Annotated in this window: 15 protein-coding genes; 5 read left to right on the top strand and 10 right to left on the bottom strand. The window is 66.2% G+C overall.

Annotated features, from left to right (window positions below):
* The first annotated feature begins 102 nt into the window (after nucleotides 1-102).
* Entirely contained in the window at nucleotides 103-438 is a 336-nt protein-coding gene (locus PKE72_RS00370) for a DUF1476 domain-containing protein (RefSeq protein WP_271163495.1), read from the top strand.
* Nucleotides 439-631: 193 nt separating this feature from the next.
* On the opposite strand, the gene PKE72_RS00365 is transcribed toward PKE72_RS00370, so the two are convergent.
* From PKE72_RS00365 to gcvA, 10 genes are all read right to left on the bottom strand, one after another.
* Nucleotides 632-1261 carry a fasciclin domain-containing protein gene (locus PKE72_RS00365; protein ID WP_271163494.1) on the bottom strand — a complete coding sequence of 210 codons (630 nt, stop codon included), beginning with the start codon at nucleotides 1259-1261 and terminating at the stop codon, nucleotides 632-634.
* Between the two features lie 106 nt (nucleotides 1262-1367).
* Nucleotides 1368-2210, bottom strand: coding sequence for a formyltetrahydrofolate deformylase (purU, locus tag PKE72_RS00360; protein WP_271163493.1), 843 nt, complete (start codon nucleotides 2208-2210; stop codon nucleotides 1368-1370).
* Nucleotides 2210-2734: a DNA-deoxyinosine glycosylase gene (locus PKE72_RS00355; RefSeq protein ID WP_271163492.1), complete on the bottom strand. Its 525-nt coding sequence runs from the start codon at nucleotides 2732-2734 to the stop codon at nucleotides 2210-2212. The genes purU and PKE72_RS00355 overlap by 1 nt, the downstream gene beginning before the upstream one ends.
* Nucleotides 2731-3462 carry a 2OG-Fe(II) oxygenase gene (locus tag PKE72_RS00350; protein ID WP_271163491.1) on the bottom strand — a complete coding sequence of 244 codons (732 nt, stop codon included), beginning with the start codon at nucleotides 3460-3462 and terminating at the stop codon, nucleotides 2731-2733. The genes PKE72_RS00355 and PKE72_RS00350 overlap by 4 nt, the downstream gene beginning before the upstream one ends.
* 5 nt (nucleotides 3463-3467) lie before the next feature.
* Nucleotides 3468-4766, bottom strand: a complete 1299-nt coding sequence (purB, locus tag PKE72_RS00345) for an adenylosuccinate lyase (protein ID WP_271163490.1) — start codon at nucleotides 4764-4766, stop codon at nucleotides 3468-3470.
* Nucleotides 4767-4867: 101 nt separating this feature from the next.
* A complete protein-coding gene (locus PKE72_RS00340) occupies nucleotides 4868-6193 on the bottom strand; it encodes an O-antigen ligase family protein (RefSeq protein ID WP_271163489.1) in 1326 nt (441 codons plus the stop codon).
* A gap of 128 nt (nucleotides 6194-6321) precedes the next feature.
* On the bottom strand, nucleotides 6322-7635 hold the full coding sequence (locus PKE72_RS00335) for an outer membrane beta-barrel protein (RefSeq protein ID WP_271163488.1): 1314 nt from the start codon (nucleotides 7633-7635) through the stop codon (nucleotides 6322-6324).
* A gap of 61 nt (nucleotides 7636-7696) precedes the next feature.
* Nucleotides 7697-8188, bottom strand: coding sequence for a hypothetical protein (locus tag PKE72_RS00330; RefSeq protein WP_271163487.1), 492 nt, complete (start codon nucleotides 8186-8188; stop codon nucleotides 7697-7699).
* Between the two features lie 143 nt (nucleotides 8189-8331).
* On the bottom strand, nucleotides 8332-8934 hold the full coding sequence (locus PKE72_RS00325; protein WP_271163486.1) for a hypothetical protein: 603 nt from the start codon (nucleotides 8932-8934) through the stop codon (nucleotides 8332-8334).
* Between the two features lie 141 nt (nucleotides 8935-9075).
* Nucleotides 9076-10005 carry a transcriptional regulator GcvA gene (gene gcvA / locus PKE72_RS00320; protein WP_271163485.1) on the bottom strand — a complete coding sequence of 310 codons (930 nt, stop codon included), beginning with the start codon at nucleotides 10003-10005 and terminating at the stop codon, nucleotides 9076-9078.
* A gap of 125 nt (nucleotides 10006-10130) precedes the next feature.
* On the opposite strand from gcvA, the gene cysG reads away from it, so the two are divergent.
* The 4 genes from cysG to PKE72_RS00300 are packed head-to-tail and all read left to right on the top strand — an operon-like array spanning nucleotide 10131 to nucleotide 14521.
* Complete coding sequence (gene cysG, locus PKE72_RS00315; protein ID WP_271163484.1) at nucleotides 10131-11516, top strand: siroheme synthase CysG; 1386 nt, start codon at nucleotides 10131-10133, stop codon at nucleotides 11514-11516.
* Nucleotides 11513-11788 (top strand): DUF2849 domain-containing protein, encoded by a 276-nt coding sequence (locus PKE72_RS00310; RefSeq protein WP_271163483.1) that lies wholly within the window; start codon nucleotides 11513-11515, stop codon nucleotides 11786-11788. Before cysG ends, PKE72_RS00310 begins: the two co-directional genes overlap by 4 nt.
* Nucleotides 11788-13458 carry a nitrite/sulfite reductase gene (locus PKE72_RS00305; protein WP_271163482.1) on the top strand — a complete coding sequence of 557 codons (1671 nt, stop codon included), beginning with the start codon at nucleotides 11788-11790 and terminating at the stop codon, nucleotides 13456-13458. The genes PKE72_RS00310 and PKE72_RS00305 overlap by 1 nt, the downstream gene beginning before the upstream one ends.
* Nucleotides 13442-14521: a phosphoadenylyl-sulfate reductase gene (locus tag PKE72_RS00300; RefSeq protein WP_271163481.1), complete on the top strand. Its 1080-nt coding sequence runs from the start codon at nucleotides 13442-13444 to the stop codon at nucleotides 14519-14521. The genes PKE72_RS00305 and PKE72_RS00300 overlap by 17 nt, the downstream gene beginning before the upstream one ends.
* Nucleotides 14522-14535: the final 14 nt, after the last annotated feature.

Below are 14535 nucleotides of genomic sequence, written 5' to 3'. Positions count from 1 at the left end.
TCAGAGCGGGTGCGACGGAAGTCATGTTGCGTTCAGGCGCGGTCCAGCTATAGACGGCGCTTGCCCCTAGGTTAGTGGGGCGTGCGGAGCTATGCTGGCGACATGACGACCTTCGACGATCGGGAAAGGGCCTTTGAGGCCAAGTTCGCCCTCGATCAGGAGCAGGAGTTCAAGGCCATCGCCCGGCGCAACAGGATGTTGGGCCACTGGGCGGCCGAAAAAATGGGCCTGTCGGCCGAAAGCAGCGACCAGTACGCCGCCGCCATCGTGCGCGCGGACATGGAGCAGCCGGGCGACGAGGATGTGTTCCGCAAGGTCGCCGGCGACTTCAAGGCCTCGGGCCTGTCGGTGTCCGAGGGCGAGATCCGCTCCAAGATCGACGAGCTGGCCTCCATCGCCCGCGACCAGATTCGCGCCGGCGAGCCCCGCAGCGAATAATGATCAGAGATATCGGCCTTCGGGCCTGATTGCAGACGTCGAAAGGGCCGCACCCGGGGGAAGGTGCGGCCCTTTCTCTTTGCCGGGGACGTTGGGGGATGTCTGACCCGGCGTACTGTGCGTCTCGCGCCCTTGAAGAACACGAGACGCCGGATTTGGTTTCAGCCGGTTGCGACCGGACTGAAATTATTTTTTACGGCATCAGGACCGTATCGACGACGTGGACCATTCCGTTCGACTGGGCCACGTCGGCCTGGGTGATGGTGGACGTGCCGCCCTTGGCGTCGGTGATGACCCAGGTGTTGTTCGGGCCGGCCGCGACCTTCAGTTCCTCGCCCTGAACCGTTTCCAGAGTGGCGGTCCCGCCGTTGGCCTGGGCCTGGGCGGCGATGTCGGCTGCGGTCAGGCGGCCGGCGACGACGTGGTAGGTCAGGATCTTGGTCAGGTCGGCCTTCATGGCCGGTTGCAGCAGGGCGGTGCGCGTCGCTTCGGGAATTTTGTCGAAGGCGGCGTTGTCCGGTGCGAAGACCGTGAACGGTCCCGGGCCCTGAAGCGTCTCAACCAGGCCAGCGGCCTGAACGGCGGCGACAAGGGTGGACAGGTTCGAGGCCTTTGAGGCGTTGGCGACAATGGTCTCGTTCGGGCTCATGGCCGCGCCGCCCACCATCGGGTCGGCGGTCATGGGGGCCATGGCTGCGCCTTCAGCCGGGGCCATGGCGGTGGATTCGGCGGGCGCCGCCGCTTCATTGTTGTTGCAGGCGCCGAGCGCCATCAGCGCCCCGCCGGATACGGCGACGAGCATGAGCGTGCGAAGATTGGTCATGGTGTTTCGTTCCCTGTTGGCCCGCGCTGTGGCGGTCACGACAAGGTTACGTCCGAGTTCACCTAAAGGATGCATGCGGCGTGACAAGACGACGCAGCTTGGCCGTTCAGTCTTCGAACACGACGGTCTTTGTGCCGTGCAGCAAAACGCGGTCCTCGATATGTCTTCGGACTGCGCGAGCCAGGACGCGTCGCTCGATATCACGGCCCTTACGGATCAAATCTTCCGGCGTGTCGCGGTGGCTGATCCGTTCGACGTCCTGTTCGATGATCGGGCCTTCGTCCAGGTCGGGCGTGACATAGTGGGCGGTGGCCCCGATGACCTTTACCCCGCGCGCATGGGCCTGGTGATACGGGCGGGCGCCCTTGAACCCCGGCAGGAAGGAGTGGTGGATGTTGATGCAACGTCCCTCCAGCCGGCGGCTGAGATCGTCCGACAGGATCTGCATATAGCGCGCCAGCACGACCAGTTCCGTGCCCGTCTGCTCGATCAGGCGCAGCAACTCCGCCTCCTGCGCAGGCTTGTCGGCGGCGCTGACGGGCAGATGGTGGAAGGGCAGGTCGCCCAGATCGACATGGCCGATCATTTCTCGCGGGTGGTTCGAGACGACGGCCGTCACCTCCATGGGCAGCTCGTCGATCCGCCAACGGTAAAGCAGGTCCGCCAGGCAGTGATCGAAGCGCGAGGTCAGGATCATCACCTTGCGCGGTTCGGGGCCCCGCAGGGTCCAGTGCATCGTGAACCGTTCGGCGAGGGGGCTGAAGGCGTGGTGGATTGCGGCCAGGGCGTCGCCGTCCGCCGGCTCGAACACCACACGCATGAAGAAGGTGGCGCTGGAAGCGTCGCCGAACTGCTGGGCGTCCGAGATATTGGCGTCCCGCTGAAGCAGAAAGGCGGACACGGCCGCGACGATGCCGTGGCGGTCGGGGCAGGAAAGGGTCAGGATCATCAGGCGGCAGGCTTTTCCGGAAGAAACTTCCTCAGTATGGCCCAGCTCGTCGCCTTTGCCGACAAGGATATTGCATGGGCGGGGCTGGACGACGGAAGGTCGATCAAGCCGGCGCCGCCCAGATCGGCCAGGATGCGCCTTCCCAACTTCGCCGCCAGACCGCCGTTGAAGGCGACGGCGCGGAGTCGCGGCAGGCTCTCAACCAGGCCGCACAGATCGGCGGCCTCAGGCGAGCGGATCGCCGCGTCCAGACTGCCGGATCGCTCGGCCGAGGCGATCACATCCCACAGACCCACCCCGCGCGCCTTCAGCCGCTCCAGGCGGTCGGCATAGGGCAGGCTCGTCAGGGGTTCGTCCAGCACGCCGCCGATCAGGGGCCAGAAGCCGTTGCGGGGATGGGCGTAGTACTGCTCCGCCTTCAAGGACGCCTCGCCGGGGAGGCTGCCGAGGATCAGCAGGCGGGTGTCCGCATCGACGACGGGGGGGAAGCCGATGCGGCGATCATCCTGCAGAGGATCCGTCACTTGACCGGCGGATCGTCGCGCAGCCAGCCGGTGATCGAGCGCCGCTTACCCCCCGCGTAGGCGGCGACCGGCGCGACCGAGTGCATCCGCGGCGTCTTGAAGACAGTCCAGACGTTGAAGCCAGGCTTGAAGCCGCGCTCTATATCGCCCGCCTTGTCATGGAATATCAGCTGGCCGCCCCAGTCGGTTCGCCAATCGCGTGTCAGACCCAGGGTGTAGGCTGCGCGTCGCTCGCCTGCGCCGGTATCGTCGTGGAGCGTCAGAAAATCACCGGGACGGAACCAGGTCGCCTGTGCGTCGATCTTGGTCACGCGGTGTTCTCCGGTGACCGCTTTTGCGAACTCGATGAAGGGGGTGTCGTTAAAAAACTGAAGCAGCACATGAGTGGCGTGACCGGCGTCTTGGCCCGCCAGAAAAGACGGGATTACGGGATAGGCCAGATAGACGAAGGAGAAACCGTCTCGCCCCTCGAGCAAGGCCCTTTGGGCCTGCTTGTTCAAGGCGTCCCGCCCGAGGTTCTGCATTTCCTGTGGCGACAACAGCTTGCCGCCTTCCGGCGTCTTCAGCGACAGATGCCAGTTAGTGTCATGTTCCAGCGCCAGCTCCAGCCACTCGGCGCCGGCCTCTTCCAGCAGGTCGGGCACCTGCACCATTCCATCGCGCGCATAGGCCGCGGCATAATCGCGGGGGTCGAGCCGAGGATTGAGCCGGATCGTGCGCTCGGTCATGGGCCTCAGTCTCCGAACACCCGCTTGAACACCACGTCCACATTCTTGGTGTGATAGCCGAGGTCGAACAGGGCCTCGAGTTGTTCAGCTGGCAGGGTGACGCGTTCGTCGGCCTTCAGGAAGTCCAGGAAGGCGCCTTCGCCGCGCCAGACCTTCATGGCGTTCTCCTGCACGGCGGCATAGGCCGCCTCGCGCGAGATCCCGGCCTGGGTCAGGGCCAGCATAACCCGTTGCGAGTGCACCAGACCGCCTAGGCGGTCGATGTTGGCCTGCATGTTCTCGGGATAGACGTTCAGCCGCTCGACCACATTGGCCAGGCGCTGCAGGGCGAAGTCCAGATGGATGGTGGCGTCCGGGCCGATGCCGCGCTCGACCGACGAATGGCTGATGTCCCGCTCGTGCCAAAGGGCGACGTTTTCCATCGCCGGGGTCACGGCCGAGCGGACCAGACGGGCCAGGCCGGTCAGGTTCTCGGTCAGGATGGGATTGCGCTTGTGCGGCATGGCCGACGAGCCCTTCTGGCCCTTGTCGAAGAATTCCTCGGCCTCCAGCACCTCGGTGCGCTGCAGGTGGCGGATCTCTACGGCCAGACGTTCGACCGAGCTGGCGACGACGCCCAGGGCGGCGAAAAAGGCGGCGTGACGGTCGCGCGGGATGACCTGGGTCGAGACCGGCTCGATCTGAAGCCCCATCTGGTCGGCGACATATTGTTCGACGGCCGGATCGACATTGGCGAAGGTGCCGACGGCGCCGGAGATGGCGCAGGTTGCGATCTCTTCCTTGGCGGTGATCAAGCGGCGCTTGGCGCGCTGGAACTCGGCGTGATAGCCGGCCAGCTTCAGGCCGAAGGTCACCGGCTCGGCGTGGATGCCGTGCGAACGCCCGACGGTCGGGGTGTATTTATGCTCCTTGGCGCGCTTTTCCAGCGCGGCCAGGACACGGTCCACGCCGTCGATCAGAAGGTCCGACGACCGGGCCAGCTGAACCGCGAAACAGGTGTCCAGCACGTCCGACGAAGTCATGCCCTGGTGCAGGAAGCGCGCCTCGTCGCCGACGATCTCGGCCACATGGGTCAGGAAGGCGATGACGTCGTGTTTAGTGGTGCGCTCAATCTCGTCGATGCGGTCGGCGTCGAAGCTCGCGTCCTTGCCCTTGGCCCAGATGGCGTCGGCCGCATCCTGGGGGATGACTCCGAGCTCGGCCATCTTTGTCGCCGCGTGGGCCTCGATCTCGAACCAGATCTTGTACTTGGTCTCTTGCGACCAGATGGCGGCGGCGTCGGGGCGGGAATAGCGGGTGATCATGGGGCGGTCGTGTCGGTCCGGGGCGGTCGGGAGTCAAGGTTTGTAGAGACGGACCCCGCAAAAACCTGGATTTCAAACCGGATGGCCCCGGCCGGTTCGCGTCAGGCGGAAGACTTGCCGGTGCGCGCCTTGCCATAGGCAAACTGCAAGCCCAGCAGATAGGCCCAGAAGGCGGCGATGGAAGGCACCTGGATCGCATAGTCCGTCGTCCCATGGATCAGCAGGACCAGATTGGCGGCGATCAAGCCGCGCTGGAGGGTGGCGCCCGTATCCTGCAAGGCGGACCGCCGTATGGCTGTGCCGATCACCAGGGCGATCAGGGCGAACATCGGCAGTGCGCCCAGAACGCCCGCCTCCTCGAGCCACTGGATGTAGACATTGTGGGTGGCGCCGATCGTCCGCAGGGAGCCGAAGTTCTCCGGCGTCATCTGCTGAGCGTTGATGGCGCTGAAACTGCCGAGGCCATGGCCGAACAGAGGAGACTGGAGGAAGGCGTTCCAATGGACCGAGAAGATGACGCTGCGGGTCGCGGAGTCGGAGTCCACGCTCTCAAAACGGGTCCAAAGCGTGTCGCCGCCACCGATGACGAGCACCGCGACGGCAGCCCCGGCGAGGGTCAGGAGGATCAGCCGGCGGGACGGCATCTCCTTTCGGCTCAGACTTTCCCAAATGAGAAATGCCGCCACGGCGATGGCGGTGGCCGTCACCCCCATGCGTGAGGCCGTGGACAGAAGGCAGGTGGTGAACAACAGGACGCCGCCTATAGCCGCCGCAAGGGCCAGTGCGCGCTGTGGGCTGCGGCCGAGCCGGCGATTGCGCACGGCCCTGGCCAGCATGGCCACGCAGAGAACCAGAAGCACCCCATAGACGGTTGCGGCGCTGTTGGCGCTCAGAAAGCCGCCCGAAAGGCGACCGCCGAAGTTGAAATGAAGACCGGTCAGGCCATCGGCGAAGCCGCCGATCATGACGACAGCCCCAAACGCCGCCCAGGCGGCGCCGATGATGAGAATGATATGAAGCGCCGCCGTGACGCGCCGTCTTCGAACGCCTTCGAAACAGCCCAGGCAGAATAGGCTGGCCAAACCGACCAGTTTGACGATTTCAATCGTTGTCGAAGACTTGTCCCAGGTGATGGCGCCCGGGCCGTTTATGGCCGCCCATGGGGTCGAGGCGCCGCGCGCCGGCGCCACAAGGGTCCAGATTGCGACCAGGATGACCAGAAGGAACAGGACGGATGCGGGCCTTTCAGGCCAGGCCAGCCCCACCTCATTTCGGCGCTCGCCGAAGAAGACGGATGCGGGCAGAAGAAGCGCGATGATCGCCGTGAACCAGAGAGCCGTCGTCGGCTCCGCCGCGCCGCCAAAGAGGTGGGCGAGACTGAATACGAGTATCGGGACGCCCAACAGCACATAATCTGACAGCCCCAAATCGACGGGCTGTCGATTTGGGGCCATGGCGGCCGGGCGACTGCGTCTGCGCCGTCTAGGTTCGCCGGAAGCGCCGTCGTGCGACGTGACGGCAGTCTCCGCCTTCATGTCCAGGCCGTCTTCCGAGGTCAGAACTGACCGACCAGCGAAACGAACAGGCGCGTCACATCATAGCTGGGGCCAGCGAACGCGCCGTCCGAGCTTTGGTCGAGGTAGGAGACCGTGGTGGTGACGCCATAATAGCGGTTGATCAGATAGGTGGCGGCCAGCGACGCGTTGACGCGCTGGTCGTCGCGATCCACGGCGTTGTAGGCGTCTTCGCTGTAGCTGAATTGTCCGGAGACAATCACGTTCCGCAGCAATTCATGGTCGATCTTGCCCCCGACTTGCGAGCTCAGATAACCAGCGGACCCGACGATGCCCGCGTCCTGAATGGTGCGCGAGGCCGAGGCCGTGATCGTGGTCAGTTCAGTGGGGAACCACTCGATCTGGGCGCGACCGCCGAAGCCGTCGATGTCCGAATAGGCGGCGTCGTCATAGCTCTGGCTGATGTAGCCGGCGGCGACTTCACCACGGCTGACGGCGCCCAGTTCGAAGTTAACGCCGACGAGGGCTTCATAACCCGACGAGTCACGGGCCGGCGTGTTGATGGTCCCCTGATCATAGTCCTTCTCGTTGCCCGTGATCTGTCCGAAAACAGCCGTGGCGGGGCTGAGGGCGTAGTCGAGCCGGCCCGCGAGCGAGAAGGTGGTGCGGTCGCGCGCGCTCTGGTCGATCAGATTTCCGGCAGCTGTGCGGCCATCCTCATAATCGAAGGAGGTGACATCGGCGCGACTGGACAGGCGTACACGACCCTTGGCCCGCACGGCGCTGAGGTAGGCCGAGGCCGTATCATATTCGATCGGGCTGACCGAAGCCGAGGCCGTGTTGGTGGAGGTCCGGGGTTCGGTCAGGTGACCATACTGGGCGCCGGCGCTGACCGAAGAGCCGCGCACGACGTCCAGACGGCCATTGGCGCCGACAGTCCAGTCGGTGGTGTTTTCGCTGTCGAAATCAACGTTTTGGCTGATCACGCTGTTGGCGAAGGCCTGCACCGAGTGACGCGACCAATCGGATTCGATCGAGACTTCCGGTTGGATGCGGAAGACGACGTCGTCCTGTTCATCCGTGCTCGAGGCGAAGATGTTGTTGTTGTACTCGGCGTCAACCTGGATCTTCGGGAAGATCGTGAAGGCGCCCGAAGCAATGCCCAGGGCTTCGTATTCAGGCTTGGGGCGCTCACGAACTCCGACCCCGCGATCACGAGCGAACATGTCCACGGATTGGGACTGCGCGGACGCCACCGACTGGGCCGATGCGTCAGAGGCGACGGCGGCGAAGCCGAAGGCCATGATCGAGGCTGCGCTCATGCGCAGGAGATTAGTGCTGCTCTTAAAGCGCATGATCTTTAGGTCCTTGAGAAGCCAAACCGGGGAGGGTCGGCTTTGAGTCGAAATCAGACGACTAGGCGGCCGAGCTATAGTCGGGACCGCCGCCGCCGGCGCCGGAAGACGGAGGCGCGCCGATGGGCTGAGAGCCGGTCTGGCCGCCCGTCGCAGCCGGAGCGTCAACCATGCTGGAGCGGATCATCTGGATAGTCTGCTGCGCGGCGGCGGCGGCGGCCGGCGGGAGCGCTGAAGCCGCCTGCAGTTCCTGCACGGCGGCTTCCAGGGCGGCCAGCGCCACTTCGGGCGAGGCGCCGCTTGAGGCGATAACCGCCTGCAGAGCATTCGCATAGGCCGCCTGAGCTTCGGCCGCAGAAACATTCCGACCCACGAGGCTGGCGGTCGTCTGAGACACTGCGGCCTTCAGTTCAACGGAAAGTTGCGAGACGGACACCGTCGAAGACGCCGTCACCTGGGCCACAGCGGTCCAGTCAGCAGCGATCACAGGCCCGGTCGCCAAAGCGAGCGCGGCAACGGCAATGGCGGCTTGGCCAAGCTTGAAGTTCTTCATGACTATCCCCTTCGAACATGGGCTGCGTGCAGCCTCTCAGTCGATTGTTGGTAAATATAGCGTTTATTGTAGCGATTTGATAGAGAAAAAACGGCGTTACGGTCGAGCGTAGATCAAAGCAGTATTGACCCTTGAAGACGCCGTCATGGGGCGGGCGCTTTCGGCGGCGTACGGATCGCAAGTCTTGCGGCCATACGTCCGGCAGGGTTTGTGATGGTGTTCACGAGGGCGTGTGCATTGTTGTCGTGAGCGGCGAATGATCGAACCTCTGTCATCGCCGCCGCCCGTATTGCGGGCGTCACAAGGTTCCAGTTTTCGAAGACGAACAGCACTCGCCAAGGGCTTGCCCCGGGTCCAAGCGGGGAAACACGATACGAGGTCTCGATATATCGCAGGCTCTCGGCGTCCAGAACGCCCGACTGCTGTTGTTGTCGAATATAGGCGGCGCGCAGCCAAGCGGTCGCAGTCGCGGGCGCGGCGGCCAGGGTCAGTTCGTTTTCTAAGCCGGCCCGCTCAAGCGTCAGCGGCGTCGACTTGTTCGTGTCCAGGGCGAGATTGGCGCGCTTTTCGTGATGTGCGGCCAGGCCGAATGGAGATGGTATCGCGGGCCAGGTCAGGCTGGCGGCCAGACCTGCCGACCCGATCGCAGTGACTAGGCTTAGACCCAGGACCGCAGGCGTGAACCAACGGGCGTCCGGACGGGCGACCTTCCTCGTCTTTGACCTTTTGCGAGACGGTTGTAGCATTTCGGCACGTTCTAAGCGGCTACATCGCGCCGCGCAAAGTCTTGTATCAAGACTCGAGCCGCATCAGTTCGTCTTTCTTCAAAACAGAGAAGACGTCTTCCGGTGCACCCAGGCGGATGAACGATGCCGGTCTAAAGGGACCTACAGCTGCCCCATCGTGTTGTCGTGATCCACAGCCTGTCGCTTGAGCCAGGCGACGAAGGCGGTGGCGCTGGGCGAGGGGGGGCGGTCGCGGGGCTGGACGACGTAATAGGCGAAGCCGACCGCTTCCGAGCCGTCGGGGAAGGGGGCGACCAGGCGGCCCGAGGCCAGATCGGCCTGGGCGAGCGTGCGTTTGGCCAGGGCGACGCCGCGCCCGGCGATGGCGGCCTCGATCAGCAGGCCCGACTGGTTGAAGCGCGAACCCCGGCGGGGGTCAGGGTGGCGCACGCCGCGCGCCTTCAGCCACATGGCCCAGTCCGGGCGGCTGGGATCGCCGTCGTTGGACATGTCGTGCAGCAGGATATGGCGCATCAGGTCGGCGGGTTTGCGGATGGCGTTTTCGCCGTCCATCAGCGAAGGGGCGCAGACGGGCAGAACCGTCTCGGTCATCAGCCGGTCGACGGTCAGGCCGGGATAGTCGCCGGGCCCGTAGCGGACGGCGAGGTCGACCTTGCCTTCGCTCAGGTCGGTCGGCTCCATATCAGCCGAGATCCACAGCTCAATCTCGGGATGGGCGGCGTGGAAGTCGTCCATGCGCGGCATCAGCCATTTTGAGGCGAAGCCGGGGGCCACGCTGATCGACACCTGGCGGCGACGCGGCGGTTCGCGCAGCAGGGCCGAGGCGTCCATCAGCCGCTCGAACCCCTCGCGCAGCAGGGGCACGGACGAGCGGCCCAGGTCCGTCAACTGGAGGCCGCGCGCCTCGCGCACGAACAGCGGGCCGCCGACAATGTCTTCCAGCAGGCGGATCTGCTGGCTGACGGCGCCCGGCGTTACCGCCAGTTCGTCGGCGGCGCGCGAGAAATTCAGATGACGCGCGGCGGCCTCGAAGGCGCGCAGGGCGTTGAGCGGGAGCAGGGAACGGGCCATCGCCGTTAGAAATCCTATCAGCGAGCCAAAGGCAATCTGGTTTGCGGGTCTGGAGGCAGAAGCCGAAGGTCCGCGTCCTGCCGCTGGCCCTTCTTCCTCTCCCGGCGACCCTGAAAGCAAGACCCATGCGTGTATTTCTCGCCGCCATCCCGCTGGAGGCCGCAAAGATCGTGTTCATCGGCGGCGGAGAGCCGGCGCTGGCGAAGCTGCGACTGTTTCTGAACACCCCGGCCGAGCTGCTGTGGTTCACACCGGACGGGGCGCCGCCCCGGATGGAGACGCCCCAGACGGCCCCGACGCCGCTGCTGCGGTCGCCGGACGCCGGCGATCTGGCGGGGGCGCGGCTGGTGTTCATGGCGCTGGACGACGCGGAGGAGCTGACGCGGCTGGGCGCCCTGGCGCGGGCGGCGGGGGCTCAGGTCAATGTGGTGGACAAGCCCCACCTCAGCGACTTCCAGACCCCGGCCCTGATCGATCGCGACGAGGTGGTGATCGGGGTCGCCACTGGCGGATCGGCGCCGATCCTGGCGCGCGACGTCCGCTCGAGGATCGAAGGGGTGCTGCCGGCCGGTCTGGCCAATGTCGCCCGGCTAGCGCGCGAGCTGCGTGACACGGTGAAGGCGAATGTGCCCGACTTCATGGCCCGGCGTCGGTTCTGGGAGAAGGCGTTCCGCGGACCGGCGGCCGATCTGGCCGCAGCGGGCCGCACGGCCGAGGCGCGGCGTGAAATGCTGCGACTGCTGAATTCGGCCGCGCCGGAACAGGGCGTGGTTCATATCGTCGGAGCGGGGCCGGGCGATCCGGAGCTGCTGACGCTGAAGGCGCTTCGGGTGTTGCAGGACGCCGACGTCATTATTCACGACCGTCTTGTGCCGGACGCCGTGCTGGAGCGGGCGAGGCGCGACGCCAAGCGGCTGTATGTCGGCAAGGCGCGTGGCGAACATTCGGTGCCCCAGGACCAGATCGAGGCTCTGATGATCGAGGAGGCCCGCGCCGGTCACCGGGTCGTCCGGCTGAAGGGCGGCGATCCCTTCGTCTTCGGCCGCGGCGGCGAGGAGCTGGAGGCGATGCGGGCGGCCGGTGTGTCGGTCTTTGTGGTGCCGGGCGTGACTGCGGCTTTGGCCTGTGCGGCCTCGGCGGGGATTCCGCTGACCCACCGCGACCACGCCCAGGCGGTGACCTTCGTGACCGCCCAGGCCAAGCCCGGCGGGGCCGAGGCCGATTGGTCGCGATTGGCGGGGCCGAACCACACCCTGGCCATCTATATGGGCACGGATCGGGCCGAGGAGACGGCCGCCAATCTGATCGCGGCCGGACGGTCCCCATCGACCCCTGTGGCGGTGGTCGAGAACGGCAGCCGGCCGGACGAGCGGGTTCTGACCGGCCGTCTGGACGGGCTGGGCGCTTTGGTGCGGGGCGCGGCCCTGACCGGCCCGGCCCTGTTGTTCGTCGGCGAGACGGCGGCTTTCTCGGCGAGCCAGGTAGACCAGCGGGACGAGGTGGCGGCGTGAAAATCGTGACGGCGAACCGCCTCTCGGACGGCCGGGTCATCTATGCGGGCGTGGACAATCAGCCGGTTGATCGGCTGGAGCAGGCCGCCGTGCTCGACGAGACGACGGCCGCGATCGTGCTGGCCGATGCGGCCGCGCGACCGGACATCTTCGTGAACCCCTATCTGGTCGAGGTTCAGGACCATACGCCGTCCGGCCGGGACCGGCTGAAAGAGCGAATCCGCGCGACCGGGCCGACCGTGGGCAACAGCCTGGTGCGGGAGCCCGCCTGATGTATCGCTATGACGAGTTCGACCACGCCCTGGTGCGTGAACGGGTCGAGGAATTCTCGAGCCAGGTGGCGCGCCGCGCCTCCGGCGCCCTGACCGAGGACGAGTTCAAACCGCTGCGGCTGATGAACGGCGTCTATCTGCAACTGCACGCCTATATGCTGCGGGTCGCCATTCCCTATGGGACCTTCAACAGTCGCCAGATGCGCCGGCTGGCCCATATCGCCCGCACCTATGACAAGGGCTACGGCCATTTCACCACACGGACGAACATCCAGTACAACTGGCCGGCCCTGACCGACCTGCCGGCGATCCTGAGCGATCTGGCCGAGGTCGAGATGCACGCCATCCAGACCTCGGGCAACTGCATCCGAAACACCACGACCGACGTTTTCGCCGGCGCCGCCGACGACGAGATCGAGGATCCGCGCCCCTGGTGCGAGATCATCCGCCAGTGGTCGACCATCCACCCGGAGTTCAGCTTCCTGCCGCGCAAGTTCAAGATCGCGGTGATCGGGGCCGAGAAGGATAGGGCGGCGATCCGGACCCATGACGTGGGGCTTCAGATCGTGCGTGGCGAGGACGGCGGGACCGCCTTCCGCGTCTTCGTCGGCGGCGGGCAGGGGCGTCTGCCCCATATCGGCCAGGAGATCGCTTCGGCCGTCCCGGCGGCGGACCTGCTGGCCTATCTGACCGCCATCCTGCGGGCGTGGAACCTGCTGGGGCGGCGCGACAATATCCATAAGGCGCGGATCAAGATCCTGGTCGCCTCGGTCGGGCTGGAGGCCTTCCGCGAGGAGGTGGACAAGCGCTACGCCACCTTGCGCCACGAAGACCTGCGGATCCCTGAGGACGAGGCCGAGCGGATCAAGGCCTATTTCGCCCCGCCGCCGTTTGAGGACCTGCCCAAGGCCAGCGCGCCGTTCGACCGCGCCCTGCTGGCCGACCCGGACTTCGCCCGGTTCGCGCGCAACAATGTGCGGCGTCACCGCCAGGCGGGCTATGCCTCGGTGGTGGTGTCGCTGAAGCCGGTCGGGGGCGTGCCGGGCGACATCACGGCGGACCAGATGGACGCGGTTGCGGATCTGGCCGAGCGCTATGGCTTCGACGAACTGCGCGCCGCCTATGAGCAGAATCTGGTCCTGCCGCATGTGAAACTGGACGACGTGCCGGCGCTATGGCGGGCGCTGCGCGAGGCGGGGTTGGCGACCGCCAACGCCGATCTGGCGACGGACGTCATCGCCTGTCCCGGCCTGGACTATTGCAGCCTGGCCAACGCCCGGTCGATCCCCGTGGCCCAGGCCCTGTCGAAGCGGCTGGCCGATATGGACTATCAGGAGAGGCTGGGGCCGGTCCGCATCAATATGAGCGGCTGTATCAACGCCTGCGGCCATCACCACGTCGGCCACATCGGCGTGCTGGGCGTCGATCGCAAGGGCGAGGAATACTACCAGATCACCGTCGGCGGTTCGCCGGACGAACAGGCGGCCCTGGGCGACATCGTCGGCAAGAGCCTGCCCGCCGACGAGGTCGCGCCCGCCATCCAGCGGACCCTGGACCGCTATCTTGAAATCCGCGCCGAGGGCGAGCGGTTTATCGACACGGTGCGCCGCGTCGGTCCCGATCCCTTCCGTGACGCCATCTATGAGACGCTCGATGCTGCAAACGCTTGAGGGGGTTCAAAACGGACCGCGTCTGTCGGTCACGACGCCGCTGGACGAGGTCGAGGCGGCCGCCGCCGGGACCGACGTCCTGGTGCTGGAGTTCGACGCCTTTCGCGACGGGCGCGGCTTCTCGCTGGCGGCGGTGCTGCGCGAGCGGGGCTATGCCGGGCGGCTGATCGCGGCCGGCAAGGTGTTGCCGGATCAGGCGCGGCATCTGCGGCGATCGGGCTTCGACGCGGTCGAGCTGGCGCCGGGCGCGGATGCGGCGGCCTGGGCGCGGATGGATCAGGCCTTCAGCGGGTCGTATCAGCCCGCCGTCGATCCGGCGCCCACCATCTGGCAGAGGCGGCGTGCGGCGTCGAACGACCCCGACCTGCAAGGTCTGGCCGACCGGCTGAACCGCGAGACGGCGGGCAAGGATGCGTCGGAGATCCTGAAGGCGGCGCTGGACCCGGCCCTGGGTTTGCGCGTCGGCGCCATATCCTCGTTCGGAGCGGAATCGGCGGCCCTGTTGCACATCGTCGCCGAGACGGACCGGGACGTGCCGGTGGTGTTTCTGGAGACCGGTCAGCATTTCCTCCAGACCCTGTCCTATCGCACCCAGCTGACCAAGGCCCTGGGCCTGACCGACGTGCGGCTGGTCACGCCGGACGCGGACGAGAAGGCCAGACTGGACGCCCGCGACGACCTGTGGCGGACCGACGCCGACGCCTGCTGCGACCTGAGGAAGGTGCAGCCGCTGGCGCGGGCGACGGCGGGGTTCAACGCCGTCATCACCGGGCGCAAACGCTATCAGGCTGCGACACGCGCCCAGCTGAAGCCGTTCGAGGTGCTCGACGGGGTGCTGCGGATCAATCCGCTGGCGGACTGGGACGCCGAGGATGTCGAGGCCTGGCTGGAGGCGCACGATCTGCCGCGTCATCCCCTGGTCGAACAGGGCTATCGCTCCATCGGCTGCTGGCCCTGCACGCGTGCCGTCGATGACGGCGAAGATGCGCGCGCCGGGCGCTGGTCGGGGATGGACAAGGTCGAGTGCGGCATCCACCTAGGCAAGCGTCAGGTCGCCGCCTGATCCCCTCCCGTTCG

The organism is Brevundimonas intermedia (assembly GCF_027922165.1).
GTDB classification, from domain to species: Bacteria; Pseudomonadota; Alphaproteobacteria; order Caulobacterales; family Caulobacteraceae; genus Brevundimonas; species Brevundimonas intermedia.
Note: the sequence above shows the minus strand (reverse complement) of the source record. Positions and strands in the feature narration are given on the sequence as shown.